Consider the following 24,999-nt stretch of genomic DNA (forward strand, 5'->3'; position numbering starts at 1 on the left):
TCAGCCCTCGTTTGCGCCCCACTCCGCGGCTTGCATTTCCCGCAGGCGCGACGCCGTGCGCTCGAATTCGAAACTGCCGGCGCCTTCTAGATAAAGCGACTCCGGTTGCGCTGCGGCGGAGGCGATCAGGCGCACCTTTGCCTCGTACAGCGCGTCGACCAAGGTCACGAAGCGTTTGGCCTCGTTGAAATTGTGGCGCGACAGTGCGGGGATGCCCTCGATCACCAGCACGCGCAGCGCGTCCGCCAATGCAAGGTAATCCGCAGGGCCCAGCATCTTGCCGCAAAGATCGTAAAACGACGCCCGAGCCATGGCATTGTGATAGCGCGGAAGCTCCAGCTTCCGCCCCTTCACGTGCAGGGTCAGCGTCTCTTCGCTGCCATGGGTCAGTTCTTCCCAGATGGCGTCTATCTGCTTGCGGGACTCCGCGTTTGCAGGGGTAAAGAACACCTGCGCCCCGGCCAGCCGATCTTGTCTATAGTCGGTCTCGGAGGCGAGTTCACGCACCTCCAGCCTGTCCTTTATCAGCTCGATGAAGGGCACAAACAGCTGCCTGTTCAATCCATCCTTATAAAGGTCATCCGGGACCCTGTTCGATGTGGTGACCAGAACGGTCCCGGCCTCGAACAGGTGCTCGAACAGGCGACCCACGATCATCGCATCGGTGATGTCGGTGATCTGCATCTCGTCAAAGGCCAGAACCTTTACGCTGTCAGAAACAGCTTTGGCCACCGGTTTGATGGGATCAGCCACGCCTTCGCCGCGCAGACGGTGCATTTCGGAGTGGATTTCCTGCATGAAGGCGTGGAAGTGCGCACGCCGGGCCGGAACGTTCAACGTGTCAACGAACAGATCCATCAGCATGGATTTGCCGCGCCCGACGCCGCCCCACATATACAAGCCCTTCGGCGGCTCAGGCGCCTTGCGGAACAATCCGCGCTTGGGCGGCTCGGCCAGGGCGGCGCGGATGCGTTCGAACGCGGGCAAGGCCTCGCGCTGTGCGGGGTCCGGTTTGATCCGGCCAGAGGCGACGCGCGCCTCGTAGTGGTCCTGAACAGTCTTCATGCGCGATCAGATAGCCCGGCTCACTTTGGTTGTGTAGGGGCCTTCGAACAACATATGGCAGATGCTTATGGCATGCATCACATCACGGACTATTGACCAACGGCGCATCAGGCCCGATGCAGGGGCCAATAGCGCGAGGACCGTACGATGGACAAACCTGCCCCAATCATGACCCCGGTGCTGATCGTTGGTTGCGTCATCATCATGATCAGCTTTGCGATCCGCGCCAGTTTCGGTGTCTTTCAGATCCCAATCGCAGCGGAATTTGGCTGGGCGCGGTCGGAGTTTTCCCTTGCCATCGCGATTCAGAACCTCGCGTGGGGCATCGGGCAGCCGCTGTTTGGCGCGTTGGCGGAAAAGATCGGTGACCGGAAGGCCATCATTGGTGGCGCATTGATCTATGCGGCCGGTCTGGTGCTGTCCTCCGTTTCGGAAACCCCTTTCGCCATGCAGGCGTGGGAGGTGCTGGTGGGCTTCGGCATTGCAGGCACTGGCTTTGGGGTGATCCTGGCGGTCGTTGGCCGAGCCTCAAGCGCCGAGAACCGCTCCATGTCGTTGGCCATCGCCACGGCCGCAGGCTCCGCCGGACAAGTGTTCGGTGCACCGGTGGCCGAGGCGCTGCTCTCCATCATGTCTTGGCAAGGTGTTTTCGTCGTCTTCGCCGGGACAATCATCGCCGTCTTGGCCGCGCTGCCGCTGATGCGCGCGCCGGTGGCCAGCAAGACTGAGATCGAGGAAAGCATGGGGACCATCCTCAATCGCGCCTTCCGTGACCCTTCGTTCACTCTGCTGTTCCTTGGCTTCTTCTCCTGTGGTTATCAGCTGGCCTTCATCACGGCGCATTTCCCGGCCTTCGTCACTGAACTCTGCTCCCCCATTATGGCGGGAAGCCTGTTGTCGAACATTGGCATCACCACGACCTCAGCCCTCGGCGCCATCGCCATCTCGCTCATCGGCCTGTTCAATATTGTGGGCACGCTGACGGCTGGCTATTTTGGCAAGCGGTTGCCTAAGAAGTATCTTCTCGCAGGCATCTATACGGCGCGTACCATCGCCGCGGGTGCTTTCATCTTGCTGCCGATTACGCCCACCTCCGTGTTGATTTTCTCTGCGGTGATGGGCGGGCTGTGGCTGGCAACTGTGCCGCTGACCTCCGGCCTGATAGCGCATCTCTACGGGCTGCGCTATATGGGCACGCTTTACGGTATTGTCTTCCTGAGCCACCAGATCGGAGGCTTCTTGGGCGTCTGGCTGGGCGGGCGCATGTATGACGTGTACGGGGATTACACCCTTGTCTGGTGGTTTGGCGTGGGCGTCGGTGCGTTCAGCGCGCTTGTCCACCTGCCGATCCGTGAAAATCGATCGGCGCCGCCTGCAAGCCCGCTGGCCGCCTGACGCGTGCCTACTTTGCTTTGAAATCACTCGGCGGGTGAGGGAGCAGCGTCCTCATCCGCTCGTCGTAAGGGCTGGGAAACCGCTCAGCTAGCGTGTCTGTGCCTGAGCAATCTCGTCGTATGTGTACATGTAGCAGGAGCGCGCCACGCATCCCGATTTTGATCAATGCCTGACGCCACCGGCCAGAGGCTCACCGCGCCTGCTCGGCGCTCAGCAGACGCTCGGCGACCAACCGGTCCGCCCATCCTTGTGGTCCGTCGAACGCATGTGTTTGCCAGCCACGCGCCTGCGCGGCGTTGATGTTGTCGATCCGGTCATCGGTGAACAACAGCCGCTCCGGCGCGATGCCGCTGTCCGCTTCGACTTGGCGATAGATTTCTGCCTCAGGCTTGATCACGCCCATATGACCGGACACATAGGCCTTCGAGAATTCGTTGAGGAATGCATAGACCGGCGTTGCGATGGCCCATGTGCCGATGCCGAAGTTGGTCAGCGCCAGTGTCCGCACGCCCGCTTTGTTCAGCGCCCGCAACAGGCGAACAGACTGCGGGATCTCGGGCTTTGCCATCTCCAGCCAATCGTCGTGCCACATCCTGATCTCTTCGCGCCATTCGGGGTATTTTTCGGCCCAGGCATAGACCACCGCCTGAAAATCACCGCCACGGTCGATGTCGTCGTTCATGCCGTGCAGATCGACCTCGGCGAACATGGCGCGGCGACGGTCGGCCCCGATACGCGGATCGTAATACCGCTCTGGCTGCCATTCGATCAGCACGTTGCCAACGTCGAACACCACGGCCTCGACCGCCATCACACAGCCCTCGCAGCTTGCCGCATCACCCGATCCAACGAGTCAAGGAAACGGCTCCGGTCGGCCTTGGAGAACCCCTTGCCGCCGCCTTGGCGAAAGGGGTCGGCGGCACGAAGATCCGTCATCAGATCGCGCATCGCCAGTTGTTGTCCGATGTTGGCCTGCGTCAGCGCGGACCCGTCGTGACGCAGGACCAAGGCGCCGGCCTCGACACATTTTGCGGCGAGGGGAATGTCGTTGGTGACTACCACATCCCCTGTGCCAGCGCGATCCGCGATCCACATATCGGCCACATCCGGCCCGGCATCGACCACGACGATCTCCACCAGCGGATTGCGCGACGGGCGCAGCCCACCGTTGGATACCAGTTTCATCGGGATCTTGTGCCGGGTGGTGACCCGCTCAGCCTCGTCTTTGACGGGGCAGGCGTCACCGTCGATGTACAGCGTGGTCATCAGGCGAACAGGTATTCCGCGTGAAAGGACACGTGGTCCTCCATAAAGGATGACACGAAGAAGTAGCTGTGATCGTAACCTTGCTGCATCCGGAAGATTCCGTCCTGCCGCTTGGCCATCATCGCTTCGGCCAGTGCTTCGGGCTTGAGGAGGTCAAGGAAGTTGTCCGATCCGCCCTGGTCGATCAGAACCGGGCCGTCAAAGCCCTTTTCCCGCATCAGCAACGTCGCGTCGTGCTTGGCCCATGTGGACTGGTCCGACCCGAGGTAAGCGCCAAGCTGCTTCTGTCCCCAATCGGACTCCGTGGGGTTGGCGATCGGCGCAAAGGCAGACACCGAGGTGAAGCGCCCCGGCAGGTTCATCGCCAGCGTCAACGCGCCATGACCGCCCATGGAGTGCCCGGTGATCGCCTGCCTCTCCATATCCAGCGCAAAGTTGTCGCCCAAAAGTGCAGGCAGTTCTTCGGCCACATAGTCCCACATCTTGAAATGCGGCGCCCAGGGGTCTTGCGTGGCGTTTACATAAAACCCTGCGCCCTGGCCCAGATCGTATGCTTCGTCATTGGCCACGCCGTCGCCGCGCGGCGACGTGTCGGGGAACACCAGCGCGACGCCATATTCCGCGGCCCAGGCCTGTGCGCCCGCCTTGGTCATGGCGTTTTCGTGGGTGCAGGTCAGGCCCGACAGATACCACAGCACGGGCACCGGAATGTGCTTGGCTTCTTCGGGCAGGAACAGGCCAAAGGTCATTTCGCAGTTCGTGGCCGCGCTGTCGTGGCTGTACACACCTTGTGTGCCGCCGAAACAGCGGTTCTCGGATATCGTTTTCATGGGTCTCTCCCTAAGGTCTTTTGCGCCACCAACACGGGTCACGCGATGTCACTTTGCGCCGTACCGTGCCATGAAGGTTTGCAAGGCGCCATCAACAATTCGGCTACGTTCCTCGGGGGAGAATTCCGTCTGAATGCCGAACATCAGCTTTACCCATAGGTCCGCTTTGCACAGCTCGGCGAACTGGTCGGCGGCCAGAGTGAGGTCATCGGCGACGACCTCGCCCCGTTGACGCGCCACTTCGAGATAACTGCCAAGCGCGCGGCGGACCATCATCGGCCCGCTTTCATAGAAACGGCGGCCCAGTTCGGGGAAGCGGTCGGCCTCGGCCACGCAGATGCGGAAGATATTCTGCCCGTTGTCTGACAGCATGAAACCCAGCAGCTTGTGGCCCGCGATGGAGAGCACCTGCTCAGGGGGGCGGGCAAAGTCGATGGACAGCAGCGCCTCGTCCGCCTGTGCGTTGCACTGGGCGCAGGCGCATTCCATGAACAACAAGCGCTTGTCGGGGAAGTAGCTGTAGAGCGTCGCTTTGGAGACACCGGCATTGCGCGCAATCTCGTCGACAGACGCGCCTTCAAAGCCGTCTCGCATGAACACCTCCTGGGCGCCCGCGATCACTTGATCGTATTTGCGTCCCTTGCGGACGTCACGGGCCGCGGGGCCTGCGTCGGCAAGGGATGCTTTGTCGGCGGTCATGCGCGCTCTCCCACGAGTAGGAGGCCTGTATAAACCGTACAGTTCAGTCCGGGCAAGCATTGCCCGTGCGTCGTGCGAGTTATTGCGCAGGATACTGGCAGACATCATGCGTCGGTGCGACGCAGCCTTGGGTCGAAACGTCGGGCTGCTGCACCGGTGCGGGGAAGGTCAGCTCCGGAAGAAAAACAGGGGTGGCGCTGGCAATAGAGGGGGCAAGTGCCATCAGGGACAGGGCAAGCGGGGCGAGGAAGCGGGTCATCGGGATCTCCTTCATGAATCAAACTGAACCGTATAGTTCACTTATTTGGACCGATGAGTCTGATTTGTCAAGCGCTGCGGTGCGGCAATTTTGGCAGTCTCAACTTTTTTACCCTTGCAATACGGGTGATGCTGCGTACTTTAGAACCATTCTAAACGATCGTGATCCCGGAGGTGATCCATATGCGATTTTTGATGCAGCGCCGCAGGTTTGACGATCTTTCCGAACAAGAAGTGCTTGCTCTTGCGATCTCCTCCGAAGAGGACGATGGACGAATTTATCGTAGTTATGCGGAACGTCTGCGCGCCGATTATCCTGACACGGCCAAGGTGTTCGATGGCATGGCCAAGGAAGAGGATGGGCATCGCGCCTCCCTGATTGAGCTGCACCAAAAGCGTTTTGGTGAGGTCATTCCTCTGATCCGTCGTGAGCACGTCGCGGGTTTTTACGCGCGAAAGCCGGTGTGGCTGGTGGAAAACCTGTCGCTGGAGCGCATCCGCGCCGAGGCTGAGGCGATGGAACGGGATGCCGAACGTTTTTATCTCGCCGCGGCGCAGCGCACCACGGATGCAGGCACGCGCAAACTGCTTGGCTTTCTGGCTGCCGCCGAAGCGGGTCACCAGAAGGCCGCAGAAGGGCTGGAACAGGCCAACCTGGACGAAGCCGCCCGCGAGAGCGAGGCGGACAGTGAGAAGCGTCAGTTCCTGTTGACCTGGGTGCAACCGGGACTGGCAGGGCTGATGGATGGGTCTGTCTCGACCCTCGCCCCGATCTTTGCCACGGCCTTTGCAACGCAAAACACTTGGACCACCTTCCTTGTGGGGTTGGCGGCATCTGTCGGCGCCGGTATCTCCATGGGCTTTACCGAGGCCGCGTCGGATGACGGTCAGCTGTCCGGGCGCGGCTCCCCTGTCAAACGCGGTATCGCCTCCGGCGTGATGACGACGCTGGGCGGCCTGGGGCATGCTCTGCCCTACTTGATCCCACATTTCTGGACCGCGACGATCATTGCTTGCGTCGTTGTGTTCGTGGAGCTTTGGGCCATCGCATGGATCCAGAACAAGTTCATGGACACCCCCTTCTTGCGCGCGGCCTTCCAGGTGGTTCTGGGGGGCGCATTGGTGTTTGGCGCGGGCGCATTGATCGGCGCGGGCTAGGGCCGGGACCGGCGCTCGTCGCCTGCGGCAACATCGCCCCGCCCACCGTCCCGTCCGGCGCGCTTGCGCCCCTTGTCGCCCTCAGGGTATTCCTTTGGACAAGTCTTTGGGAGGAAGAGGCGCGTGTTCAATAACGGACAAGACAAGCTGACCATCCCGCCCTTTCGTGACCGGTTGGCGGCACTGGTGGCCCGCTGTGCCGTTCGTCGGTGCGCCGCGATGATATTGGCCGGCGGTGTCGCTGTCTCGCTGATCGGTTGCGAGGCAGTGCCCCCGGCAAAGGGTGGAGGGAAAAAGGCGTTGATCTCGTCCGCGGCAACGCGCCCGCCGCCACTCGCCAAGGTCTCACTCGCGGGCGGGGAGGTAATCGTCGCGGGGCCGAGTGGCTATTGCCTCGATCCGGAAACGTCAAAGTCCGCAGCCGGGCGTGGCTTTGCCGTCATCGCCTCGTGCATGATCTTGTCCGGCGGACAGGTGGGCGAGAATGTTGCCCCGGTCATGGTCACGGTCACGGTCGGCCCGCGGGGCACCGCCAGCGACCTCCCGGATGGCAAGGCACTCGCCGCGGCAGCCGAAGCGCCGTTGCTTGCCGCTGGGCAAGAAGACGGTTTGGTCATGGCGCACCTCGGGGCAGGCGGCGCCAGCGTCCTGGATGGGGGCGATACCCGCTACTGGCGCGGCGCGTTCCTGCAAGGCGATCGCGTGGTTGGACTTGCACTGTATGCACCTGACGGCGACGCTTTGGCGGGCAAACGGGGTGCCGCCATGTTGGTCAGCGTCCGCGACAGCATACGCCACGCCAGCGAAGGCGGGTCGGTCACAACCCTGACCACGGCCACCGCTCCGACAAAACCAGCCACGAACAATTCGCTTTCACGTTTATTCGGCGGGTAGTGTTTGCCATACTACTTCCGAATCCGAAAAATATGGTCGGAATCGAGATTATGGGGCGAAACGTGCTGAAAACAGGCCGCTCCTCAGAGGCATAGGGGCGGGGAGCGGGATGGCAGTTGGACAACGGAACGGGTGGTTGGACAGGGCGGTCTTTCTCGCAGTGCTTCGACGGTGGTCTGCAATGGCGCGCCGCTCTGACAGTATGGACCTTGCGGCGCTTCGTGAGCACCGTACCCGCGCCCGCCGCCTGCGCACGCAGCTCGATAGACTGATCCACGTCGCAGAGAAGCGCTTGGCCTTGCCTGCGATCGGAAATCAGGCCTTTCCGCGCCCGGAGGATGCGGATTGGGCGTGGCGCCCTGAAGTGTGGTGTGGCCCGCTGCCGGTGCAGGGCATGTCGACGGTGCAATCCAAATCCACGTTGGGGGGCGAGGCCACAGTGTTTCATGACTGCGCCCATTCCGAACTGACCCTTCGCCAGATTCGCAACATGCGCGAGGCTGATCTCGCCGCCTATGGCTTGCGGTTGGATGTGTTTCGCTTTGACGGCTCCTATCTGTCGCTGGCCATCGACCTGCCCGAGGAGGCGTCGAACGGTCTCAAGCGTAACCACCTGATCCGTATCGAAACCATCGTCGAGATGGAAAAACCGCTTGAGATTTTCGCCCGTCTGAACATCAAGCACGGGCCAAACACAGAACAGATCGTCCGTGAACTGCCATTAAACGCGGAGGGAATTCACGTGGAGTTTGATCTTGCCTACACCAAGCTGAACGAAAAGCGCGTCGAGAAGATGTGGCTGGATCTGATCTTTGAGGGGCCTGAAATGAACCAGGTGGTGCTGCGCGATCTGACCTTCAGCCGCCGCAAGCGCGCGCCTTTTTAATGGACGCCAGCAAAGGGAAACTGCAGGGATGAGCGAATTCACATTGACCAAGACCCGCTTTGTCGAAGGCGTCTGGGAAGGCATGTTGACCACGCAGAACGCCTCCGCCGTGCCGGATGTGCAGGTCTCGCTGCGCGATTTGCCGGTGGCCGGCGTGACGGTGACAGAGGTGGCGCCGGACGCCTCAAACCCCGGTCGGCACTGGTTGGTCAGCATCCCAGTCCCGCCAGAGGCTGTCGGCGACGGCGTGCAAACGTTTCTGATCACCGACGCGGGCGCAGACACGTCGCTTGGCAGCTTTACACTCGTCGCCGGGGAGGCTTTGGGCGACGACATCCGCGCAGAAGTCGAACTGCTGCGCGCCGAGTTGGACATGCTCAAACGTGCTTTCCGCCGGCATTGTCTGGAAACGGCCTAAGACGGTCCATCGCCGACGATAACGGAATTTATCCCTTTGGATCGGTGTCTTGTCGAGCTTCCATAGATTCTAAGCCCGGTGCGGGCCCATGCAACCGTTTCACAGCCCTGAGCACGTGGGGCTGCGCCATCCCGGGTAATCAAGGCCAAATTCATGAAGCGTCGCCCGGCCGATTTCGCGACTCAACGAAGCCGGTTTGACTGCGGATGAATGAGAGCCTTTCGTCGGCCTGGCGATTGACGAGCGTTCATTGACGATTTCGGTGACCTGCAATTTGTGCGTCATTCAACAGGGCAGTGTGATTGACCTTTATCAGGGATCGGTTCACGGTGGCGCTCTAACGAAAGGGTCTTTTGTTATGTCTCCGATGCGCGGCATTGCGCTGAAATTGGCGTCCGTCTTTTTATTCACCATCATGGCTTCACTGATCAAGGCGGCCTCAGCCTTTGTTCCCGCAGGCGAGGCGGTGTTCTTTCGCTCGGCGCTGGCGATGCCTGTGATCATCGCATGGTTGGCCATGCGCGGTGATCTGAAAACAGGGTTGAGGGCCAAGCGCCCCCTCATGCACGGCTGGCGCGGATTGATCGGCGTGTCGGCGATGGGCTGCAATTTTGCTGCGCTGGGCCTGTTGCCTTTGCCAGAGGTGACAGTGCTGGGCTACGCCGCGCCAATGCTGACGGTGCTGCTGGCGGCGGTGATGTTGGGGGAGCGGCTGCGGCTGTTTCGCATGACCGCCGTGCTGCTGGGATTGGCAGGTGTGGCGGTGGTGATGTGGCCCCGGTTGGCCTTCAATGACTTGAGCGATGCAGCATTCTGGGGCGTGGTGCTGATCTTGGTGTCCGCGGTTATGCGCGCACTGGCGCAAATCCAGATCCGGCGTATGGTCGCGGTGGAGGAAACATCGGCCATCGTCTTCTATTTCTCGCTCACGGCCACGATGTTTTCGCTGCTGACGCTGCCGTTTGGCTGGAGTTGGCCGGAACTGCCGGTGCTTGGAATGCTTGTGGCCTCCGGGCTGATCGGGGGCGTCGCGCAGATCTTTCTGACCTCCTCCTATCGCTTTGCGGGTGCGGCGGTTCTGGCCCCGTTCGAATATGCCTCGATCCTTTTTGCCATAATTTTTGGCTATATGTTCTTCGGCGAGGTGCCGACAGTAAACGTGCTGGCGGGCGCGGGGATCGTGATTGTCGCCGGGATCGGGATTATCCTGCGCGAACGGCAGTTGGGACTGAAACGCGGCAAAGCGCGTCCCAATATGACACCGCAGGGGTGAGCGCCGATTTGCGATTCGATGAAGGATCCGGCGGACCACCCGCCGGGTTGGAGCGCCGGTCGGCGAAGCACGAGTCTACAGATCGAAGGTTTCCGCAAACATATAAGCTGGCCGCAGCAATTGGCGGCGGTATGCCCCGAACGGAAAGCGTTTGGGTGGCTTGGACAGGAAGGCGGGCAAAGCCGGGTCTGCGTCGCCGATCATCTGCTGAGCCAGTCCATGCCCAAGGTAACTGCCCATTGCGACGCCATTGCCGTGATAGCCGAGCGACGCAAACAGCCCTTCGTGTTGTGGCACAGCCCCGCAAAAGGGGTGACCGGACGCCATCAGGCACACAAGGCCTGACCATTCATGGGTGATTTCAACATCGCGCCAAGCTGGAAAGGCCGCGTTGAAATCTCGCCGTATGTGCTGCGAAATGCGCATCTGTTCCGCCGGTCTTGCGGTCAGGCCACCACGCATTCCGAACAGGAACCGATTGTCGGGAAATTTGCGAAAGTAGTGCAGCAATTGGCGTGTGTCATAGGCCATCTGATCGGAGGTCCAGTTGGCCTCCGCCAATTCCGCGTCAGTCAGAGGGCGCGTGACGATGACCGAGCTTTGCACTGGCAGGGTGCGCGCGCGCAGCCACGCGGGCAGGTCCTCGGACGAATAGCCATTGGTGGCGAGGATGACCTGTCGGGCGCGGATGGTGCCCTTGGGCGTCTGCAAATGCCAAAGTCCGTCTCGGTAAAGTTTGGTGACCGGGCTGTACGCGTGGAGGATCGCGCCCGCGTCGAGGGCCGCTTGTGCCAGCGCGCTATGATATTTGCGCGGGTTCAGGGCAAAGCCTGTCGGAATGTGCAGCCCACCATGCCACGTTGTGCCCAGACCTTCGGTCCGCAGGTCCTCGGGCGACAGCAGACGCGCACCGATATGGTCCTCGGCTTCGGCCCTCAGCGATTTGAAGGCGCGGGGGGTATGGGCCAGCACGGTCTCTCCGTGGGAATGCCGATCGACCTTGGCCTCGGTGTGCGACAGGAAGGCATCTACGTGGTCGATGGCCGCCTGTTGTGTCGCCTGCCAGGACGCGGCTTGTGCTGCGCCATGGCGGCGGGCGAGGGTTGAGTCGCCAACCAGCGCGCCTCCGATGCAGCAGAAGCCTCCGTTGCGGCCAGATGCCCCCCAGCCGGGGTGCTCCGCATCCAGCACGCGCACGTCCCGTCCCGCGCGCGCAAGCGTGATCGCCGCGTTCAGCCCGGTGAAGCCTGCGCCGATGATCGCCACATCGCAGTTGGCGTCCTCAGCCACCGGCCACTCCAGCGGTGGAGTGGTGTCTTTCCAGAATGCCCCGGCATCCGCCGCGTAGGCCTGCGCCTCGTACAGTCGTTTCACGCGCTGGCAGCTCCGGCACGTTCTTCCTCGGCGCGGCGCACGGCATTGCGTTTGGTCACCAGGGAGGCGGTGATCACCCCGATTGTCACCACGACGATCATAAGCGTCGATAGCGCGTTGATTTGCGGGCTGACGCCCAGGCGCACCGCCGAGAAGATCTTGATCGGCAAGGTTGTCGCCCCCGGACCCGTGGTGAAGGATGCTATCACAAGATCGTCCAGCGACAGGGTGAAGGCCAGCAGCCAGCCAGAAATCACCGCCGGCAGGATGATCGGCAGGGTCACCAAACGGAACGCCTGAAAGGGTGTGGCCCCCAGATCCCGGGCCGCTTCCTCCAGTGCGGTGTCGAAGGTGGCCAGCCGCGACGACACCACGACAGAGACATAGCACATCGCGAACGTCGTATGCGCCAGCACCACCGTCATGATGCCCCGGTCGATGTTCAGGCCGATGAACAGCAAAAGGAGCGACAGGCCGGTGATGACCTCTGGCATTACGAGCGGCGCGTAAATCATTCCGGAAAACAGCGTGCGGCCCGGAAACCGTCCGGCGTTGATGATCACATGCGCCGCCATTGTGCCCAGTACCGTCGCGATGGTCGAGGACAGGAACGCCACCTGCACAGTCACCCAAGCGGCATCCAGGAATTCCTGGTCCTGCAATAGCTCGCCATACCATTTGGTCGAGAACCCCGCCCAGACGGTCACCAAACGGCTTTCGTTGAAGGAGTAGACGATCAGAATGACCATCGGCAGGTAAAGGAACGCAAACCCGAGTGTCAGCGCCGTGACGTTGAACCATGACAGACGTTTCATGCGCGGCCTCCCTTGAGTGTGGACGCGTGGCACATCGGGGTCGGGGCAATCTTGACGCGGATCATTGGCCAGCCTCGCGGGATTTTTCCTCGGACCGCTGGAACAGCACGATGGGAATGATGAGGATCAGCAGTAGGATCACCGCCACTGCAGAGGCCACGGGCCAGTCGCGATTGTTGAAGAACTCTTCCCAAAGCACCTTGCCAATCATCAGCGTGCCAGAGCCGCCGAGTAGCGAGGGAATGACGAATTCGCCAATCGTAGGGATGAAGACAAGGAAACAGCCCGCGATGATGCCGCCTTTGGACAAGGGGAACGTCACCAGCCAAAAGGCTTGAAAGCGGGAACAGCCGAGGTCTTCGGCGGCTTCCAAGAGGCTTTCGTCAAGCTTCTCCAAAGACGCGTAGATCGGCAGGATCATGAAAGGCAGGTAGGTATAGACGATGCCAATATAGACGGCGAGCTTGGTGTTCAGGATCTGAAGCGGTTCACCGATCAGCCCGGTCCACAGCAAAAATTGGTTCAGAACACCGTCGTTGCTCAAGATCCCCATCAACGAATAAACGCGGATCAGAAAGGAGGTCCAGAAGGGCAAGATCACCAGCATCAGCAGCGTGGCGTGCCATTCCTGCGGTGCGCGCGCCATGCCATAGGCCACCGGATAGGCCATCAGCAGCGTGCAGACCGTTGCCACAAACGCGATTTGCAACGAGCTGAGGTAGGCTTTCCAATACAGGTCATCGGAGGTGAGAAAGGTGTAATTCTCGAAATCCAGATCCGACAGGAACGTGGTCAGATTGCTCCAGCCCTCGGACAGGTCGAGTTGCGGCATGTAGGGCGGGCGGGCCAACGCCACATCCGATAGCGAAATCTTCAACACGATAAGAAAGGGCACAAGGAACAGCGCCAGCAGCCAGACGTAGGGCAGGCCGATCACCGTCGCGCCGAGAAACCCGGTGCGCCGGTCCTGATCCATCTTGCTCATGGCTGACAGAGTGCCAGCCGCCAGCGCGATGAAGATGGCCAGCGTCAGGGGAAACCCGGTCGCAGAGGTCGCGTCCCAGCCATCAGAGGCGAACAATACTGCCAGCCGCGCGGCAAAGGCCGCCAGCGCCAGCAACATGAAACCCAGCGCAAAGTTCATGGCACGAAGGGAGGGGGTGTCGCTCACGCCTCGTCCTCCAGCACCACGCCTGCGGTGGCGGTAAAGGACAGCCAGACCTTATCCTCCCATGTGATGCCCCGATTTGCGATCCGGCGGGTGTTGGATGCCTGCGCCTTGACCATCGTGCCGTCGGCGAGTTTCACATGATAGGTGGACATGTTGCCAAGATAGGCGATGTCGATCACCTCACCTTGCAGAATGTTGGCTGCATTGGGCTGGTTGGTGGGCCGTTCCTTCCAGATAGAGACCTTCTCTGGGCGCAGCGAGAGCACGACCTTTTGCCCGGACAGCGTTTCCGGCCCATTTGCAGCGATCAAAGGCGGCAGCCCCTCGGCCCAAGTGATGTCCAGCCCGCCCTGCGGAACCTTGGAGGCGGGCGGGGTCGGCGCGGGGGCACGGGCCGCTTCGGCCTTCGCCTTTTCGATCGGATCGGGCATGGGCAGCGCTTTTGGTTCATCGATCCATTTGCCGAATACCGGGGCAAAGAGCTTGTCATGCAGTTTCATCCCCAACGCATTGGGCTGAGGTGTGCGCGCGTCCCTGGTGGCTTGGTCGTTCAACGCTTTTTCGGCCTCGGGGGAGGTGGGTTCCGGGAGAGGTTGAGCCACCGGGTCGATGGCAGGCGGAGGCGTGGTGTCACGGGCTTGCGCCGTGCCACGGAACAGGTTCACATCGCCGATGAAACCGGCCACGTAGACCGAATTGGGCGCCTCGTAGATGCGGTCCGGCGTATCGACCTGTACGATCTGGCCGTGATTCATGACCGCCACACGGGACGCGACTGTCATCGCTTCCTCCTGGTCGTGGGTCACGATGATGAATGTGGTCCCGGTCTTCTCCTGGATGTCCATCAGCTCGAACTGGGTTTCTTCGCGCAGCTTCTTGTCCAGGGCGCCGAGCGGTTCGTCGAGCAAAAGCAACTTCGGGGCACGGGCAAGAGACCGCGCCAAAGCCACACGCTGCCGCTGACCGCCTGAAATCTGGTGCGGCTTGCGTTTGGCGAATTGTTCCAGCCGGGTGAGGCGCAGCATTTCCTGCACGCGGGCCTCTATCTTATCCTTGGGCTGCTTGGCGCGTTTCAGGCCAAAGGCGATGTTGTCCCAGACCGTCAGGTGCGGGAACAGCGCGTAGCTTTGGAACATCATGTTCACGCTGCGCTGGTTCGCCGGGATTTGCGACAGGTCCTGCCCGCCGAGCAGGATCTGCCCCTCGGTGGGTTTTTCGAACCCGGCCAGCATCCGCATCAAAGTTGTCTTGCCACAGCCGGACGGGCCAAGCAGCGCGAAAAACTCCTTGGCGTAAATGTCCTGTGTCAGGTCGTCGATGGCGGTGAAGTCGCCAAAGCGTTTGGTCACGCCCTTGAACTGGATCAGGGGCTTTTCGGTCGGGTCGGCCCACGGGGCGAATACATTCTGGCTCATAGCGCCATCCTCAACACGGGGTTAAAAAAAGGCAATATGTCGATTGATGAGCGCGTTGGGTTTTTTCGCGGATGCGACTGGCGGTGCGTGATCTCTGGGCGCTCTTTGGACAGCTTGGTGATCTTTGAAAGGAAGTCGTTGACTGCCGGCAAGCAAAGAAACGTGGAGGGGTATGTGTTTTCCTGTAAATGAATTTTGCGTCGCATTCTGCGGTGTTAGAGAAGTCAGAAGACCCAAGGAACACAGACGACCATCTCATCCATCGAAGGCAACGAGGGTCAAGAGGCCGAATTAAGGCTGATGGACTTTGACACTGAACATTAGGTCGAGCAAGACAACCTTCGGCACATGATAACCACAACCACGGTGAGCTCGACGCGTCTGGGGTGCAGCGAGTTTTCTGGTGCCCATTCGAGGGGCTTGTTTGCATCGGGCTGCTGCTCGGCGGAGGACTGAAAGCCCTGCTAGGCGCGCCGGTCGGAACGCCACAAGCTTTGATTCTGTTATATGACCAACGAAAAGGCCCCGCCGATTGGCGGGGCCTTTTGGGTCCATTTGATAGCGCCACATCTATCGCGCCGTGGCAGCGGTCGGACAGGTGCGACGCTGCGGTTCAGGTGTGCTCAGCACCCGCGTAACGGGATTTGTGCATTGAACCATTCACAGAGCCAAGCTCTTGGTCCGCCAGTGATCTGGCGGCAGCGATCTGCTTTCGTGTCGGACCCGTGCCCGAAGTTGATTGGGCGTGGCTGGCCATATCTGTCAGCAGGCACATGACTTTGTCGTAGGTGGTGTTCACGGCGAGTCTCCCAAGGCAGCTTCGATTTCACGGGAGTAAGCCTAAATTTGGTTAACAGGTCGTGAACACACCTGTCGTATCGGTCAGCCTGTCGCGCAGAAATACGAGTGTTGTTCCGTTGGAAAGCCATGCCGGGACGAAGACATTCGATATTGGTCCGCCAAAAGCCGCAGCGCCCGTGCCGTGGCGCTGAACCCCAATGTCTCGCATTCCATGGCGGCCTCAGACGCGCGTTGCGCCAGGTCCATGTCTCTCAACTGTTCAGTCATCTCCGCCTCATCTTTTGTTAATTTTATAAGATGGTTTTGAATCATATGGGTTAAGTTTGATTTAACGCTCACGGCGACAACGGCACAATAATCTGTGTGCTGGCAGAAAGTTGCCGCTAGATGATGCCCGCCAAAAGGTGATGCCGAAATTGAAAGGGCACGCCAAAATGGCGCGCCCCTGGTGTTCTGTTGAGGCGCCTTAAAATTCAGGTGCCAGACTTGATCTTGGTCCACAGGCGGGTCACCACACGCTGCACCTTCGGCGGGTAGGGCGTGGTCGTGTAGGTGTTGTTCATGGTTTCATCATCCGGATAGACCGCAGGATCGCCGATCACATCCTCGTTGAGGTATTCCTGCGAGGCTTTGTTGCCGTTGGCGTAATAGACATAGTTCGACGCGGCAGCCATGTTCTCGGCGTTCATGATGAAGTTGAGAAACTTGTGCGCTCCTTCAGGGTTCGGGGCATCGACCGGAATCGCCATCTGGTCGAACCACATCTGCGCCCCCTCACTGGGGATGATATACGCCACCTCGACGCCGTTGTCTGCCTCGGCCGCACGGTCGCGGGCCTGAAGAATGTCGCCGGACCAGCCGACTGCCACGCAGATATCACCGTTGGCCAGTGCGTTAATGTATTCCGAGCTGTGGAATTTCTGGATGTAGGGGCGGATCGGCATGTAGACGGCTTCGGCCTTTGCGATCACGTCGGGATCGTGGCTGTCGGGATCTTCGCCGATGTAGTTGAGCGCGGCGGGCAACATTTCAGCCGGCGCATCAAGGAATTGCACGCCACATTCAGCCAGTTTTTCCATGTTGGCGGGATCAAAAACCAGATCCCAGCTGTTGAGCGGCGCGTCCTCGCCCAGCAGTTCCTTCACCTTCGGAAGGTTCACACCAATGCCCGTGGTGCCCCACATATAGTTGATGGCATGGGCATTATCGGGGTCATATTTCGCGGTACGGTCGGAAATCACATCCCACATGTTGTCGATGTTCGGCAGCTCGGATTTGTCCAGCGGCTGGAACGCGCCGGCCGAAATCTGGCGTTGCAGGAATGTGCCGGTGGGCACAACCACATCATATCCAGATCCGCCAGCGAGCATCTTTGTCTCCAGCAACTCGTTGGAATCAAAGACGTCATAGATCAGGTCGATCCCGGTCTCATTCTCGAACTTCTCCAGCAAGGATTCGTCGATGTAATCGGACCAGTTGTAGACTCGCACCTCTTCGGCGGTGGCCATGCCGGCCATCAGCGCCATCGAGGCGGTCAGTGTCATCAGTGTCTTGGTCATTGGGGTCTCCCGTTGGTCGCGGGGCTCTGTCGGCCCAGTGTCAGAATTTTGATCATAAGTTGCAAGCGGAGGCAACTTCGGCGATGATTTCTTCAGGGCTTGGGGGCGAAAGTGAAAGTCAGATGGTGAAAACCGAGGCAGTGACCGTGGGGGCCGGGGTGCCGGTACACGAGCAGGTCTACCGTGATCTGCGTGAACTGGTGTTGTTTGGCGTGCTGGCGCCGGGCGAACCGGTGACAATACAGGGTGTGGTGGACAGGCTTGGCGCGGGCATGACCCCGGTACGCGAGGCGCTGCGCCGCTTGACTGCAGAAGGGGCGTTGGAATCGTTGGGAAATCGGCGCATCGTGGTGCCTGTGCTGGATGCGCCGGCGGTAGAGGACCTGACTGAGGCGCGTCTGGCGATTGAACCACGTCTTGCAGCGCGCGCAGCGGAACGGGTGACGGCGCAAGCCGTTGCCGACCTGCGTAAGATCGATGCCCGGCTCGACCGCGGCATTGCGCGGGGCGACGTGGAGACCTATTTGCGAGAGAACCATGCCTTTCACGCTGCGCTGAATAGCTGGGCGGCAGCGCCTATCCTGACGTCTTTGACCGAGAGTCTCTGGTTGCGATTCGGGCCGTCGTTGCGTGTGGTCTGCGGGCAGGAAGGCACGCGGGCGCTACGCGATTTGCACAAGGAGCTGTTGGAGGCGTTGCACGATGGCGATGCCGAGGCTGCGTCCTCAGCCATTTCCGGTGACGTCCGCCAGGGCATGGAAATGATTGCAGCGGCGGTCTGACACGGGCGGCGCGGAGCTGTTTGCCAGAGGCAAAAGCGCCCCGCCCGCCCGATGCGATCCCGTCAAGGGCCCCTCGACCCTATTTGCCAAAACCCTGAGAGCAGCACAGCATCTCGCGCTTTCCTGCATGTTTGCCGCCCAAAGAAGGAGTTGTAAGACGGTCTGATTGACTTCGCATAATTTGATCATATTCTGGCGCCAACCTGACGGAGGCGCCTTTTATGACTATCCTGACCCCGAATTCCCCCACTGCTGAACTGCAGGCGCTGGACGCCGCGCACCACATGCATCCCTTTACCCACGGCGCGGGCCTTGGCGAGAAGGGCGCGCGGATCATCACCCGTGCCGAAGGCTGCTGGCTCAATGACAGTGACGGCAATCGCATCCTTGATGCTATGGCGGGACTGTGGTGCGTGAACATCGGCTACGGTCGCGAAGAGCTGGCCGAGGCCGCCGCCCGCCAGATGCGCGAACTGCCCTTTTACAACACGTTCTTCCAGACCTCCCATGTGCCTGCGATCAATCTCGCCGCGCGGCTGGCAGAGCTGGCGCCGGGCGATCTGAACCACGTCTTTTTTGCCAACTCCGGTTCAGAAGCGAATGACACCAATCTGCGGATGGTGCGCACTTACTGGCAGGAGAAGGGGCAGCCGCAGCGCCAGCACGTCATCTCCCGCTGGAATGGCTATCACGGATCCAGCGTCGGCTCCGGCTCTCTGGGCGGGATGAAGGGGATGCACGCGCAGGGCGGCATGCCGATCCCAGGCATTCACCATATTGATCAGCCCTATTGGTATCTCGAAGGTGGCAATATGAGCGAGGACGACTTCGGCCTCGCGCGCGCGCAACTGCTGGAGGAGAAGATCCTCGAACTGGGTGCCGACAACGTGGCCGCCTTCATAGCCGAACCAATCCAGGGGGCGGGCGGCGTGATCGTCCCGCCGGCAACCTATTGGCCCGAAATCCAGCGCATCGTGGACAAATACGGCATTCTCCTGATCGCCGATGAGGTGATTTGCGGCTTCGGGCGCACCGGCGAATGGTTCGGTTCGCAGACCATGAACATCCGGCCCGATATCATGACCGTGGCAAAGGGACTGTCCTCCGGCTACCAGCCCATCGGGGCCTCAATCGTGTCTGATGGCGTGGCAAAAGTCATCGATGGCGTCGAGTTCAATCATGGGTACACCTATTCGGGTCACCCGGTCGCCTGCGCGGTCGCGCTTGAAAACCTGCGTCTTCTGGATGAGGAAGGCATCGTCACACGTGCACGGGATGAGACGGGACCCTACCTCAAGGCGCAGTTCGAAACGCTTGCGGACCATCCGTTGGTGGGTGAAGCAAAGATCGTCGGCCACATGGGCTCCATCGCGCTGACCCCGGACAAAGCCTCGCGCGCACGCTTCGCCGGAGAGGCGGGAACCGCTGGTTTCATCACCCGCGAACGCTGCTTTGCCAACAACTTGATCATGCGCCACGTCGGGGACCGTATGATCATCTCGCCGCCTCTGGTGATCTCCAAGGAGGAAATCGACACGCTGATCGAGCGGGCGCGGCGCAGCCTCGATGAGGCCCATGCGCAACTCCAGGAGCAGGGCCTGATGGTGGCTATCCCCACAGTTTAAGCGCGAAATCCGGCACTAGGAAATCGCAGGGGCGTCGTGGTACAGGCACCGCGACGCCCCTTTTTTTGCGGAGACCGCCCATGTCTGACAACAAGCGAATCGTCCTGTCCAGCGACCATGCAGCGATCGAGCTGCGCCAGCAGATCGCCAAGCATATCGAAACGAAGGGCTGGGAAGCGGTCGACATCGGCCCCATCACCCCTGAAAGCACGCATTACCCCGAACACGGCGAAGCCGCTGCGCGTCAGGTCGCCTCGGGCGACTGCCGCTTCGGCATCATCCTGTGCGGCACGGGACAGGGCATCATGATGGCGGCCAACAAGGTAAAAGGCATTCGCTGCGGTGTCTGTGCTGACGAGTTTTCTGCGCGTATGATCCGCGCGCACAATGACGCCCAGATCCTGTCCATCGGCGAACGTGTTGTGGGTCCGGGCCTCGCACTTGCCATTGTGGACGCTTTCTTGGACACGGAATTTGAAGGTGGGCGTCACGGCACTCGGGTCGATATGATCAAGGCGCTGGAAGACTGAGATTTCCAGTCTGAGAGGCCAACAAGTGAAGCAGGCTGCGCGCTTGCTTCTTTGCTTTCCAAAGTCTCCGGGGAGCGCGAGGGGCCAGCCCCTCGTACGCCTCAATCGCCCAGCTTGGCGTGCACTTCGTCCAGATCGATTTCGGCGATTGGCATCTTGTTGGCTGGGTTCTCGAAATCGTATTTGAACAGGTCGAAGTCGCGTTTGTAGATCTCGTACATCAAATGCATCGACATATCGTCAAAGTAATCTTCCACAGGGTGCGCGCGCTTGGGTCCATGCCCCTCGCTTTCATTGAACCGAGGGATCGTGCCTAGATCAACGGCGTACGGCGTGTCGATGGCGTTCAGCACTTGCTGCATCCCGTCGTTGAACTGTTCGGTCCAGAAAATCTTGTTGTAGCGCCCGCCGTTAACGATGAACGTGCTCACATGGCCCGACATGGCCGACCAGTGGATATCCGGGTCCATCGGTCGCCGCCAGCGGATCGTGTCGCGCGTGAACAGCAAAAACCGGCGAAAGCTGCGAATCTGGTCGAACTGGTCTTTACCGTCATCGCCGCCCACCTCGATGCCGTATTTCTGCGTCAGGAGCGGCACCAGATTGCCTCGATAACGACGCCCATTCCGCTGAATTCCACAGATCTTGTCAAAGAATGAGGACAGGATTCGTGTGTACGGATTGCGCACGCAGGTAAACGTGTAGGAGGTCCGTGTCTTGACGTTTGCCTTGATCTTCGGCTGGCTTTCCTCGATGCCCCATTTGTGCAGACCGCTGGTGGCGTCGTGGATGTCGCCGTCGAAAAATTTGCCGTGATCGGAATAGTACATGATTTGCCCGATGGTCGAGCAAGCGCATTTCGGGACAACCCGATATACCACGCTCTCGCTTTCGGTCATCCAAGTTCCGGGAAACCCCATGAAATTCTGCCTCTGGCTGCTGGCCTCGTGATGGCTGCGCCTGTCTGTTAAGCGCAACAACGCAACCGGGTCAAAAAACCAAAGAATTGTGGTTTATTCAACGCCCGTTCACCTCTAATACCGTAAACAATAGGGCGAAAATGGGGCGAACCGTTTCCTGAATGGCGAAAATTGCCTTCATCCTGCTGTGTCATAAAGACCCAGAAGCCATCATCCGCCAGGCGCAAAGCTTGACCGCGGCGGGCGATTGCATGTCCATCCACTTCGACGCCTCGGCCAAGTCTGAACATTACGACCGGATCCGCGAGGCATTGCGGGACAACCCAAACGTCACCTTTGCCAAGAAGCGCATCAAATGCGGCTGGGGGGAATGGTCCCTTGTCGCCGCCACGCTAAATGCGGTCGAAGCGGCCATTGATGCTTTCCCGCGCGCCACGCATTTCTACATGCTGTCAGGCGATTGCATGGCAATTAAATCGGCCGAATACGCGCACGATTACCTTAACCGCCATGACCGCGACTTTATCGAAAGCTACGATTACCTCAATTCTGACTGGATCAAGACCGGGTGGAAAGAAGAGCGGTTGATCTACCGTCACTGGTTTAATGAACGCACTCAAAAGAAGCGCTTTTACGCTATGTTCGAACTGCAAAAGCGGTTGGGGCTGACGCGAGAAATTCCGCATGACATTGATGTCATGATCGGCTCGCAATGGTGGTGTTTGCGCAGGCAGACCATTGAGGAGATCATCGACTTTTCCAAGAAGCGCCGCGATGTGATGCGCTTCTTTGCCACCACATGGATTCCCGACGAGACGTTTTTTCAGACGCTCGTGCGCCATCTCGTTCCCGAACAAGAGATCGAGAGTCGCACACTGACCTTTCTGATGTTCACCGAATACGGGATGCCCGTGGTTTTCTACAACGACCACTACGATCTTTTGCTGTCTCAGGACTTTCTCTTTGCGCGTAAGATCAGCCCGGAGGCGTTGGAATTGAAACGCCGCCTTGGCGTGCTGTTTTCGACAGAAGGGGTAACGTTCCAGATCTCCAACGAAGGGCGCACTCTGTTCAATTTCCTGTCCAACAAGGGCCGGATCGGGCGCAGATTCGCGCCGCGCTTTTGGGAAAAAGAAAGCTCCCTTGGCCGGGAGCGCGAGTTGCTGATCATTGTATGCAAGAAGTGGCATGTCGCTAAGCGCATGGTCGAACGTATCCGCCAGATGACGAACATCCCCTGTGTCGAATACCTGTTCAACGACGAAGCCTGCCACCTGCCGGACCTTGGTGGGATTCAATCAACCATGGGCAAGCGGCATCGCCACCGACGTGCGCTTATGCGGATGCTGTTCGATTATTACAAAACCGACCGACTGGTCGTTTGCATGGATCCGGCCAATCTGGACCTGCTGGAGGATTTCGCACGCGACCGCTCAACCACAAGATTGCTTGAAATCGAGTGTCAGTTCTCCGACGAGTATCTGATCGATCATATCGTGCGCGCCGGGTTGGCAGGGGCGTGTACCCCGCGCGAGAAGGTCGAGCGCCTGTTGCCCACAGTGCGCAACGACATGATCCATGAAAGCGATCAGATGCGCGATGCGGAGTTCGAGAACCATCACCATCTGCGCGAAATAGACCCGAGTGAAGTCGGTGCTCGCGCGGTCGCCGATTTCCTCACTGTGCCAAGCGCCACGGCAGAAGCCATCCTGAACGTGGACCAGTTGTTCGCAGACTGACTGACTGCAAAGCGCCCCGCTACAGTCGCGGGGCGCTGTTGTCAGGTATCAGCCGAACAACCGACCTTTTGCACGCACCAAGGCCACCATAATCACCGCCAGATAGGCCGCGTCCATAATCACCAGCAGCAGCCATGGCCGGGTAAAGATCAGGCCCATGGCAATCACCGTCGCAAAGAACAGAACGGCGACCATCCGACGGGGGACTTTGACACCTTTCGGCGACGGTGTCTTGAGGTTGGAAATCATCAACGCCCCGACAACAGCCAGCCAGACGCAAACCAAAAGCGGCGCACTGCCCGGATCAATCAGGCCAAGGTTTGACAGAAAGACCGGGAAAAGGCCGAGAAACGCACCAGCCGGCGCCGGAACGCCAACAAAATAACGCTTGGGCGCTTCACCGGGTTCGGCTTGGCCCGACATCACGTTGAACCGCGCCAGACGCAGGCAGGCGGAAACTGCAAAGATCAGGGCAAAGATCCATCCAAGCCCGCCAAAATCGCCCAGATGCACTTCGTAAACCAGGATCGCGGGCGCGACGCCGAAGCACAGGAAATCCGACAAACTGTCAAGCTGTGCGCCCATTTCGGACTGTGCGCCCAGACGGCGGGCCAACAGCCCGTCAAACAGATCTGCCAGGGCCGAGAGCATGATCAGGATTACGGCCCATGTGAAATAGCCCTCCATGGCAAAGCGGATGCCTGTCAGGCCAAAGGACAACCCCATCAGGGTAACCATGTTGGGGATCAACAGGATCAGGCTGACATCACGTCCGCCGGATGTGTCCTGCTCTGGCTCTGTCGGGTCGATCATGGGTTATCCTTCGGACTGGGTGCCAGTGAGGTCGGCGATGACGGTTTCGCCAGCGACCATGGTCTGACCGATGCGCACCGTGGGCGTGACGCCTGCGGGCAGGTAAACATCAAGACGGGAGCCGAAGCGGATCAGGCCAAAGCGTTCGCCGCGGGTCAACACGTCGCCCTCTTTGGTCCAACACATGATACGACGCGCCACAAGGCCCGCGATTTGCACAACGCCATAACGGCGACCATCGGGCAGGGCGACGGTCAGGCCGTTGCGCTCGTTATCAGCGGACGCCTTGTCGAGCGAAGCATTCAGAAACTTGCCTTTGCGGTAGGCGATGGTTTCCACGGTACCAGCTGTGGGCATGCGGTTCACGTGGCAGTTGAAAACCGACATGAACACGGAGATGCGTGTCAGAGGCTGATCGCCCAGACCCAGTTCCGCAGGTGGCACCGCAGGTTCCAGCAAAGACACATGGCCGTCGGCCGGGGAGACCATAACATCATCACGCATGGGTGTCGCGCGCTCCGGGTCGCGGAAGAAGTAGTAGACCCAGACCGTCAGGCCGACCCCGATCCAGCCCAGCGGCTCCCAGATCAAAAACAGAACCAGTGTGATCGCGGCGGCAATGGCCACGAACTTGCGCCCCTCAGGGTGCATCGGCTTGACGAAGGTGGACATCATGGAAACGGACATGGGCAGGCCTTTGCATTGGTTGGGGTTGTACCTAGAGGCTGACGCGCCGGATGCAAAGCAAACCTTTGAGCAGCGGAAAGGTTCAGATGCCGTCGCGTGCTTGCACTGGGGGTGAATTTGCGCCTTCATGCGCGCAAATCCAAGAGGGAGACCCCCATGGCGCATAGCTACGACGACCAGAATATCTTTGCCAAGATCCTGCGCGGCGACATTCCCAACGATACCGTGCTGGAAACAGAACACACGCTGGCGTTTCGCGACATCCAGCCACAGGCCCCCCTGCATGTGCTGGTTATCCCGAAAGGCCCTTACGTTTGCTTTGATCACTTCGCGCAGGAGGCGTCGGATGCGGAGATCGTCGACTACGTCCGAGCCGTGGGCGAGGTTTGCCGGATGGAAGGGCTGGAAGAAGATGGTTGGCGCCTGATTTCCAACGCCGGGGCGCATGGCGTGCAGGAGGTACCCCATTTACACGTGCATGTTCTGGCGGGCCGCCGTCTGGGCAGAATGCTGCAACCCGCCTGACGGAACATTCAGCGGAGCGCGCTGTGCGCGTGCTTCGCCTCTTGTCGCTGGCTGGTGCCGGCGCCTTTCAAAACGCTACGCGCGGCGGGTACTTTCAAAGC

The 24,999-nt window shown here is 60.0% G+C and carries 27 protein-coding genes and 1 pseudogene; 11 read left to right on the forward strand and 17 right to left on the reverse strand.

The annotated features are described in order from the left end of the window. Entirely contained in the window at positions 1-1,065 is a 1,065-nt protein-coding gene (gene zapE / locus J4E08_RS05595; RefSeq protein ID WP_349537639.1) for a cell division protein ZapE, read from the reverse strand. A 147-nt stretch (positions 1,066-1,212) separates the two neighbouring features. Between zapE and J4E08_RS05600 the strand changes: the two genes are divergently transcribed. Further along, the gene (locus tag J4E08_RS05600) at positions 1,213-2,460 is read left to right on the forward strand and encodes an MFS transporter (protein WP_349537640.1); all 1,248 of its coding nucleotides are present in this window, start codon (positions 1,213-1,215) and stop codon (positions 2,458-2,460) included. 190 nt (positions 2,461-2,650) lie between these two features. Here J4E08_RS05600 and J4E08_RS05605 read toward each other — a convergent pair whose 3' ends face one another. From J4E08_RS05605 to J4E08_RS05625, 5 genes are all read right to left on the reverse strand, one after another. Beyond that, complete coding sequence (locus tag J4E08_RS05605) at positions 2,651-3,271, reverse strand: HAD family hydrolase (RefSeq protein ID WP_349537641.1); 621 nt, start codon at positions 3,269-3,271, stop codon at positions 2,651-2,653. After that, positions 3,271-3,726, reverse strand: a complete 456-nt coding sequence (locus J4E08_RS05610) for a YaiI/YqxD family protein (protein ID WP_183962565.1) — start codon at positions 3,724-3,726, stop codon at positions 3,271-3,273. Before J4E08_RS05610 ends, J4E08_RS05605 begins: the two co-directional genes overlap by 1 nt. Continuing rightward, the gene (fghA, locus tag J4E08_RS05615; RefSeq protein WP_349537642.1) at positions 3,726-4,556 is read right to left on the reverse strand and encodes an S-formylglutathione hydrolase; all 831 of its coding nucleotides are present in this window, start codon (positions 4,554-4,556) and stop codon (positions 3,726-3,728) included. Before fghA ends, J4E08_RS05610 begins: the two co-directional genes overlap by 1 nt. Before the next feature lie 48 nt (positions 4,557-4,604). Further along, complete coding sequence (locus J4E08_RS05620; RefSeq protein ID WP_349537643.1) at positions 4,605-5,255, reverse strand: TetR/AcrR family transcriptional regulator; 651 nt, start codon at positions 5,253-5,255, stop codon at positions 4,605-4,607. Between the two features lie 79 nt (positions 5,256-5,334). Beyond that, positions 5,335-5,514, reverse strand: coding sequence for a hypothetical protein (locus J4E08_RS05625; RefSeq protein WP_183962568.1), 180 nt, complete (start codon positions 5,512-5,514; stop codon positions 5,335-5,337). A gap of 182 nt (positions 5,515-5,696) precedes the next feature. Between J4E08_RS05625 and mbfA the strand changes: the two genes are divergently transcribed. From mbfA to J4E08_RS05650, 5 genes are all read left to right on the forward strand, one after another. Further along, on the forward strand, positions 5,697-6,671 hold the full coding sequence (gene mbfA / locus J4E08_RS05630; RefSeq protein WP_349537644.1) for an iron exporter MbfA: 975 nt from the start codon (positions 5,697-5,699) through the stop codon (positions 6,669-6,671). Positions 6,672-6,794: 123 nt separating this feature from the next. After that, positions 6,795-7,565 carry a dihydroxy-acid dehydratase gene (locus J4E08_RS05635; RefSeq protein ID WP_349537645.1) on the forward strand — a complete coding sequence of 257 codons (771 nt, stop codon included), beginning with the start codon at positions 6,795-6,797 and terminating at the stop codon, positions 7,563-7,565. A 109-nt stretch (positions 7,566-7,674) separates the two neighbouring features. Continuing rightward, positions 7,675-8,451, forward strand: a complete 777-nt coding sequence (locus J4E08_RS05640; RefSeq protein ID WP_349537646.1) for a DUF6478 family protein — start codon at positions 7,675-7,677, stop codon at positions 8,449-8,451. 28 nt (positions 8,452-8,479) lie between these two features. Beyond that, entirely contained in the window at positions 8,480-8,869 is a 390-nt protein-coding gene (locus J4E08_RS05645; protein ID WP_349537647.1) for a hypothetical protein, read from the forward strand. Positions 8,870-9,227: 358 nt separating this feature from the next. Next, positions 9,228-10,142 carry a DMT family transporter gene (locus J4E08_RS05650; protein WP_349537648.1) on the forward strand — a complete coding sequence of 305 codons (915 nt, stop codon included), beginning with the start codon at positions 9,228-9,230 and terminating at the stop codon, positions 10,140-10,142. A gap of 75 nt (positions 10,143-10,217) precedes the next feature. Here J4E08_RS05650 and J4E08_RS05655 read toward each other — a convergent pair whose 3' ends face one another. The 8 genes and pseudogenes from J4E08_RS05655 to J4E08_RS05685 all read right to left on the reverse strand — a co-directional run bounded on the left by J4E08_RS05655 (position 10,218) and on the right by J4E08_RS05685 (position 17,277). Continuing rightward, positions 10,218-11,516: an NAD(P)/FAD-dependent oxidoreductase gene (locus tag J4E08_RS05655; protein ID WP_349537649.1), complete on the reverse strand. Its 1,299-nt coding sequence runs from the start codon at positions 11,514-11,516 to the stop codon at positions 10,218-10,220. After that, a complete protein-coding gene (locus tag J4E08_RS05660; RefSeq protein ID WP_349537650.1) occupies positions 11,513-12,331 on the reverse strand; it encodes an ABC transporter permease in 819 nt (272 codons plus the stop codon). Before J4E08_RS05660 ends, J4E08_RS05655 begins: the two co-directional genes overlap by 4 nt. Before the next feature lie 61 nt (positions 12,332-12,392). Then, positions 12,393-13,307: an ABC transporter permease subunit gene (locus J4E08_RS05665; RefSeq protein WP_349537971.1), complete on the reverse strand. Its 915-nt coding sequence runs from the start codon at positions 13,305-13,307 to the stop codon at positions 12,393-12,395. A gap of 191 nt (positions 13,308-13,498) precedes the next feature. Then, positions 13,499-14,002: a TOBE domain-containing protein gene (locus J4E08_RS24480; RefSeq protein WP_502949252.1), complete on the reverse strand. Its 504-nt coding sequence runs from the start codon at positions 14,000-14,002 to the stop codon at positions 13,499-13,501. A 138-nt stretch (positions 14,003-14,140) separates the two neighbouring features. Further along, a pseudogene (locus J4E08_RS24485) lies at positions 14,141-14,917 on the reverse strand (ABC transporter ATP-binding protein); the annotation flags it as partial. A 613-nt stretch (positions 14,918-15,530) separates the two neighbouring features. Next, positions 15,531-15,716 (reverse strand): hypothetical protein, encoded by a 186-nt coding sequence (locus tag J4E08_RS05675; RefSeq protein WP_349537652.1) that lies wholly within the window; start codon positions 15,714-15,716, stop codon positions 15,531-15,533. An 83-nt stretch (positions 15,717-15,799) separates the two neighbouring features. Next, positions 15,800-15,985, reverse strand: coding sequence for a hypothetical protein (locus tag J4E08_RS05680; protein ID WP_349537653.1), 186 nt, complete (start codon positions 15,983-15,985; stop codon positions 15,800-15,802). Between the two features lie 206 nt (positions 15,986-16,191). Continuing rightward, positions 16,192-17,277: a polyamine ABC transporter substrate-binding protein gene (locus tag J4E08_RS05685; RefSeq protein ID WP_349537654.1), complete on the reverse strand. Its 1,086-nt coding sequence runs from the start codon at positions 17,275-17,277 to the stop codon at positions 16,192-16,194. A gap of 122 nt (positions 17,278-17,399) precedes the next feature. On the opposite strand from J4E08_RS05685, the gene J4E08_RS05690 reads away from it, so the two are divergent. The 3 genes from J4E08_RS05690 (at position 17,400) to rpiB (ending at position 20,214) form a co-directional block, all read left to right on the forward strand. Continuing rightward, positions 17,400-18,059, forward strand: coding sequence for a GntR family transcriptional regulator (locus J4E08_RS05690; RefSeq protein WP_349537655.1), 660 nt, complete (start codon positions 17,400-17,402; stop codon positions 18,057-18,059). 221 nt (positions 18,060-18,280) lie between these two features. Then, positions 18,281-19,684: an aspartate aminotransferase family protein gene (locus J4E08_RS05695; RefSeq protein ID WP_349537656.1), complete on the forward strand. Its 1,404-nt coding sequence runs from the start codon at positions 18,281-18,283 to the stop codon at positions 19,682-19,684. 80 nt (positions 19,685-19,764) lie between these two features. Continuing rightward, positions 19,765-20,214 carry a ribose 5-phosphate isomerase B gene (gene rpiB, locus J4E08_RS05700; RefSeq protein ID WP_349537657.1) on the forward strand — a complete coding sequence of 150 codons (450 nt, stop codon included), beginning with the start codon at positions 19,765-19,767 and terminating at the stop codon, positions 20,212-20,214. Positions 20,215-20,315: 101 nt separating this feature from the next. Here the strand turns inward: rpiB and J4E08_RS05705 are convergent, their stop codons facing one another. Next, positions 20,316-21,134 (reverse strand): sulfotransferase family protein, encoded by an 819-nt coding sequence (locus tag J4E08_RS05705; protein WP_349537658.1) that lies wholly within the window; start codon positions 21,132-21,134, stop codon positions 20,316-20,318. A 161-nt stretch (positions 21,135-21,295) separates the two neighbouring features. Here J4E08_RS05705 and J4E08_RS05710 point away from each other — a divergent pair, with 161 nt between their 5' ends. Continuing rightward, positions 21,296-22,873, forward strand: a complete 1,578-nt coding sequence (locus tag J4E08_RS05710; protein ID WP_349537659.1) for a DUF5928 domain-containing protein — start codon at positions 21,296-21,298, stop codon at positions 22,871-22,873. Positions 22,874-22,921: 48 nt separating this feature from the next. Here the strand turns inward: J4E08_RS05710 and pssA are convergent, their stop codons facing one another. Then, on the reverse strand, positions 22,922-23,686 hold the full coding sequence (gene pssA, locus J4E08_RS05715; RefSeq protein WP_183962585.1) for a CDP-diacylglycerol--serine O-phosphatidyltransferase: 765 nt from the start codon (positions 23,684-23,686) through the stop codon (positions 22,922-22,924). Between the two features lie 3 nt (positions 23,687-23,689). Then, positions 23,690-24,373: a phosphatidylserine decarboxylase gene (locus J4E08_RS05720; RefSeq protein WP_349537660.1), complete on the reverse strand. Its 684-nt coding sequence runs from the start codon at positions 24,371-24,373 to the stop codon at positions 23,690-23,692. Positions 24,374-24,529: 156 nt separating this feature from the next. Here J4E08_RS05720 and J4E08_RS05725 point away from each other — a divergent pair, with 156 nt between their 5' ends. After that, a complete protein-coding gene (locus J4E08_RS05725; RefSeq protein ID WP_183962587.1) occupies positions 24,530-24,898 on the forward strand; it encodes a histidine triad nucleotide-binding protein in 369 nt (122 codons plus the stop codon). Positions 24,899-24,999 lie beyond the last annotated feature (101 nt).

Source organism: Sagittula sp. NFXS13, from assembly GCF_040148795.1.
Lineage (GTDB): Bacteria > Pseudomonadota > Alphaproteobacteria > Rhodobacterales > Rhodobacteraceae > Sagittula > Sagittula marina.

What these genes read in the sequence shown, in the direction of transcription:
- zapE (WP_349537639.1), bottom strand. Translation starts at nt 1,065, where the DNA reads ATGAAGACTGTTCAGGACCACTACGAGGCGCGCGTCGCCTCTGGCCGG.
- J4E08_RS05600 (WP_349537640.1), top strand. Translation starts at nt 1,213, where the DNA reads ATGGACAAACCTGCCCCAATCATGACCCCGGTGCTGATCGTTGGTTGC.
- J4E08_RS05605 (WP_349537641.1), bottom strand. Translation starts at nt 3,271, where the DNA reads ATGGCGGTCGAGGCCGTGGTGTTCGACGTTGGCAACGTGCTGATCGAA.
- J4E08_RS05610 (WP_183962565.1), bottom strand. Translation starts at nt 3,726, where the DNA reads ATGACCACGCTGTACATCGACGGTGACGCCTGCCCCGTCAAAGACGAG.
- fghA (WP_349537642.1), bottom strand. Translation starts at nt 4,556, where the DNA reads ATGAAAACGATATCCGAGAACCGCTGTTTCGGCGGCACACAAGGTGTG.
- J4E08_RS05620 (WP_349537643.1), bottom strand. Translation starts at nt 5,255, where the DNA reads ATGACCGCCGACAAAGCATCCCTTGCCGACGCAGGCCCCGCGGCCCGT.
- J4E08_RS05625 (WP_183962568.1), bottom strand. Translation starts at nt 5,514, where the DNA reads ATGACCCGCTTCCTCGCCCCGCTTGCCCTGTCCCTGATGGCACTTGCC.
- mbfA (WP_349537644.1), top strand. Translation starts at nt 5,697, where the DNA reads ATGCGATTTTTGATGCAGCGCCGCAGGTTTGACGATCTTTCCGAACAA.
- J4E08_RS05640 (WP_349537646.1), top strand. Translation starts at nt 7,675, where the DNA reads ATGGCAGTTGGACAACGGAACGGGTGGTTGGACAGGGCGGTCTTTCTC.
- J4E08_RS05645 (WP_349537647.1), top strand. Translation starts at nt 8,480, where the DNA reads ATGAGCGAATTCACATTGACCAAGACCCGCTTTGTCGAAGGCGTCTGG.
- J4E08_RS05650 (WP_349537648.1), top strand. Translation starts at nt 9,228, where the DNA reads ATGTCTCCGATGCGCGGCATTGCGCTGAAATTGGCGTCCGTCTTTTTA.
- J4E08_RS05660 (WP_349537650.1), bottom strand. Translation starts at nt 12,331, where the DNA reads ATGAAACGTCTGTCATGGTTCAACGTCACGGCGCTGACACTCGGGTTT.
- J4E08_RS05665 (WP_349537971.1), bottom strand. Translation starts at nt 13,307, where the DNA reads ATGGATCAGGACCGGCGCACCGGGTTTCTCGGCGCGACGGTGATCGGC.
- J4E08_RS24480 (WP_502949252.1), bottom strand. Translation starts at nt 14,002, where the DNA reads ATGAAACTGCATGACAAGCTCTTTGCCCCGGTATTCGGCAAATGGATC.
- J4E08_RS05680 (WP_349537653.1), bottom strand. Translation starts at nt 15,985, where the DNA reads ATGACTGAACAGTTGAGAGACATGGACCTGGCGCAACGCGCGTCTGAG.
- J4E08_RS05685 (WP_349537654.1), bottom strand. Translation starts at nt 17,277, where the DNA reads ATGACCAAGACACTGATGACACTGACCGCCTCGATGGCGCTGATGGCC.
- J4E08_RS05690 (WP_349537655.1), top strand. Translation starts at nt 17,400, where the DNA reads ATGGTGAAAACCGAGGCAGTGACCGTGGGGGCCGGGGTGCCGGTACAC.
- J4E08_RS05695 (WP_349537656.1), top strand. Translation starts at nt 18,281, where the DNA reads ATGACTATCCTGACCCCGAATTCCCCCACTGCTGAACTGCAGGCGCTG.
- rpiB (WP_349537657.1), top strand. Translation starts at nt 19,765, where the DNA reads ATGTCTGACAACAAGCGAATCGTCCTGTCCAGCGACCATGCAGCGATC.
- J4E08_RS05705 (WP_349537658.1), bottom strand. Translation starts at nt 21,134, where the DNA reads ATGGGGTTTCCCGGAACTTGGATGACCGAAAGCGAGAGCGTGGTATAT.
- J4E08_RS05710 (WP_349537659.1), top strand. Translation starts at nt 21,296, where the DNA reads ATGGCGAAAATTGCCTTCATCCTGCTGTGTCATAAAGACCCAGAAGCC.
- pssA (WP_183962585.1), bottom strand. Translation starts at nt 23,686, where the DNA reads ATGATCGACCCGACAGAGCCAGAGCAGGACACATCCGGCGGACGTGAT.
- J4E08_RS05720 (WP_349537660.1), bottom strand. Translation starts at nt 24,373, where the DNA reads ATGTCCGTTTCCATGATGTCCACCTTCGTCAAGCCGATGCACCCTGAG.
- J4E08_RS05725 (WP_183962587.1), top strand. Translation starts at nt 24,530, where the DNA reads ATGGCGCATAGCTACGACGACCAGAATATCTTTGCCAAGATCCTGCGC.